Below are 999 nucleotides of genomic sequence, written 5' to 3'. Positions count from 1 at the left end.
ACCCACGGCGTAACGCGCTTGCTGCTTGGATGCCCGAGGCATAGACTGTACAACAAAACAGTCATAACAAGCCATGAAAACCAGCACTGCACCGTTACCACCGCTGCGTTCGGTCAAGGTTCTGGACCAGTTGCGTGAGCGCATACGCTACTTGCATTATAGCTTACGAACCGAACAGGCGTATGTCCACTGGGTTCGTGCCTTCATCCGTTTCCACGGTGTGCGTCACCCGGCAACCTTGGGCAGCAGCGAAGTCGAGGCATTTCTGTCCTGGCTGGCGAACGAGCGCAAGGTTTCGGTCTCCACGCATCGTCAGGCATTGGCGGCCTTGCTGTTCTTCTACGGCAAGGTGCTGTGCACGGATCTGCCCTGGCTTCAGGAGATCGGAAGACCTCGGCCGTCGCGGCGCTTGCCGGTGGTGCTGACCCCGGATGAAGTGGTTCGCATCCTCGGTTTTCTGGAAGGCGAGCATCGTTTGTTCGCCCAGCTTCTGTATGGAACGGGCATGCGGATCAGTGAGGGTTTGCAACTGCGGGTCAAGGATCTGGATTTCGATCACGGCACGATCATCGTGCGGGAGGGCAAGGGCTCCAAGGATCGGGCCTTGATGTTACCCGAGAGCTTGGCACCCAGCCTGCGCGAGCAGCTGTCGCGTGCACGGGCATGGTGGCTGAAGGACCAGGCCGAGGGCCGCAGCGGCGTTGCGCTTCCCGACGCCCTTGAGCGGAAGTATCCGCGCGCCGGGCATTCCTGGCCGTGGTTCTGGGTTTTTGCGCAGCACACGCATTCGACCGATCCACGGAGCGGTGTCGTGCGTCGCCATCACATGTATGACCAGACCTTTCAGCGCGCCTTCAAACGTGCCGTAGAACAAGCAGGCATCACGAAGCCCGCCACACCGCACACCCTCCGCCACTCGTTCGCGACGGCCTTGCTCCGCAGCGGTTACGACATTCGAACCGTGCAGGATCTGCTCGGCCATTCCGACGTCTCTACGAC

At 60.7% G+C, this 999-nt stretch carries 1 protein-coding gene; it reads left to right on the top strand.

Annotated features, from left to right (window positions below; all coding sequences use genetic code 11):
- Positions 1 to 73: 73 nt before the first annotated feature.
- The coding region (gene intI1 / locus VVR41_RS10670; protein WP_126634184.1) for a class 1 integron integrase IntI1 at positions 74 to 999 on the top strand (926 nt) is incomplete at its 3' end.

The organism is Corynebacterium sp. LK2510 (genome assembly GCF_040946405.1).
Classification (GTDB): Bacteria; Actinomycetota; Actinomycetes; order Mycobacteriales; family Mycobacteriaceae; genus Corynebacterium.
The sequence above is the reverse complement of the archived record's forward strand: the minus strand, read 5'-3'. Positions and strand labels throughout refer to the sequence as shown.